The sequence below is a fragment of the Nocardiopsis coralliicola genome (assembly GCF_054779695.1).
In genome coordinates, this window is record NZ_BAAGXT010000096.1 from 1 (window position 1) to 2187 (window position 2187).

Sequence of the window (2187 nt, forward strand, 5' to 3'; positions counted from 1 at the left end):
CACAGAACGACATGGCTACGATCCGACTTGGCGGCGCCGCCGGTGTCCGCAGCCCCGCCGGCCTCCTCGGCGTCCGGGGCAGCGGCCGCGGCGCGCGAGGACCGCTTGCGGCTGCGCGCCGGAGCGGCAGCCGCACCGTCCTCGGCGGAGCCGTCCTCGCCGGAGCCGGCCGGCGCGCCCTCAGCCGGGGCGTCCGCGGCGGCCTTGGCGGCTGCCTTCCGGGTGCGGGTTCGCTTGGCCGGGGCCTTCTTCTCCTCGGCCGGAGCCTCAGCGGCGGCACCGTCGCCGGTGCCCTCAGCGGAGTCCGCTGCTTGGGCCTCCTGCGGCGCCGCGGCCTCCTCGGCGCCCTTCTTCTTGCGCGAGCGGCGGCCGGACGGCTGCTCCTCGGCGGCCTCGGTGGCGCCGGCGTCCTTGCCGGAGTCGCCGGAGTCCTTCGCGGACGCCTTCTCCTTGGCGTCCTTCCCCGCGTCCTTGCCGGCCGCCTTGTCGCCCTTGTCCGCCGCCTTGTCGGCGCCCTTGTCGCCCTTGCCCTTCTTCTTGCGGCCCCCGCCGTCGCCGGCCGCCTTACTGTCCACCGGTTCGGTGGACACGATCAGGCCGCGCCCGCCGCAGTGCTCGCAGGTGTGCGAGAACGCTTCGAGCAGCCCCTGGCCGACCCGCTTGCGGGTCATCTGCACCAGGCCGAGCGAGGTCACCTCGGCCACCTGGTGCTTGGTGCGGTCCCGCGACAGGCACTCCAGCAGCCGCCGCAGCACCAGGTCGCGGTTGCTCTCCAGCACCATGTCGATGAAGTCGATCACGATGATGCCGCCGATGTCGCGCAGCCGCAGCTGGCGCACGATCTCCTCGGCGGCCTCGAGGTTGTTCTTGGTGACCGTCTCCTCGAGGTTTCCGCCCTGTCCGGTGAACTTCCCGGTGTTGACGTCGACCACGGTCATGGCCTCGGTGCGGTCGATGACCAGTGAGCCGCCGCTGGGCAGCCACACCTTGCGGTCCAGGCCCTTGCCGATCTGCTCGTCGATCCGGTACGCCTCGAAGACGTCGCGCTCGCCGTCCCAGTGGGTGAGCCGCTCGGCGAGCTGCGGCGCGACGTAGTCCACGTAGTCCTTCACCGTGTCCCACGCCTCGTCGCTCTGGACGACCAGGCTGCTGAAGTCCTCGTTGAAGACGTCGCGGACCACCTTGACGGTGAGGTCGGGCTCGCTGCTGAGCAGCGCCGGCGCGGTGGACGACTTCGACTTGCGCTTGATCGAGTCCCACTGCGCGGAGAGGCGCTTGATGTCGCGCTCCAGCTCCTCCTCGCTCGCGCCTTCGGCGGCGGTGCGGACGATGACGCCCGCGTTCGCCGGCATCACCTTCTTGAGGATCTGCTTGAGCCGGGAGCGCTCCTTGTCCGGGAGCTTGCGGCTGATGCCGGTCATCGAGCCGTCCGGCACGTAGACGAGGTAGCGGCCGGGCAGGCTGACCTGGCTGGTGAGCCGGGCGCCCTTGTGGCCCAGCGGGTCCTTGGTGACCTGCACCAGGACGGACTGGCCGGACTTGAGCACCGACTCGATGCGCTTCGGCTGGCCCTCCAGCCCGGAGGCGTCCCAGTTGACCTCGCCGGCGTAGAGGACCGCGTTGCGGCCCTTGCCGATGTCGACGAACGCGGCCTCCATCGACGGGAGCACGTTCTGCACCCGGCCGAGGTAGACGTTGCCGACGTAGGAGCGGTGCTGGGCGCGGTCGACGTAGTGCTCGACGAGGACGTCGTCCTCGAGCACCCCGATCTGGGTGCGGTCGCCGGTGCGGCGGATGACCAGGTCGCGCTTGACGGCCTCGCGGCGGGCGAGGAACTCCGACTCGGTGACGATCGGCGTGCGGCGGCGGCCCTGCTCGCGGCCTTCCCGGCGGCGCTGCTTCTTCGCCTCCAGGCGGGTGGACCCGCGGACGGCCTGCACCTCGTTCGCGGCCGGCTTCTCCGGGCGCGGCTCGCGCACCTTCACCACGGTGTTGGGCGGGTCGTCCTTGGCGGGTGCGGACTCGTCGCCGCCGGTGCGCCGGCGCCGCCGGCGGCGCCGGCGGCTGCCGCCCTCGGAGTCGCTGTCGCCGGCGTCCGCGGCGGGCTCGTCCTCGCCGTCCGCCTCGTCCTCGCCGGCGCTGCCGCCGCCGGCGTCCGCCTCGCCGCTCCGGGCCTTGCCGCGGCCG

The 2187-nt window shown here is 72.9% G+C and carries 1 protein-coding gene; it reads right to left on the minus strand.

The window, feature by feature from the left end; all coding sequences use genetic code 11:
• The coding region (locus tag ACYVGT_RS28060) for an Rne/Rng family ribonuclease (protein ID WP_460863865.1) at positions 1-2187 on the minus strand (2187 nt) is incomplete at both ends.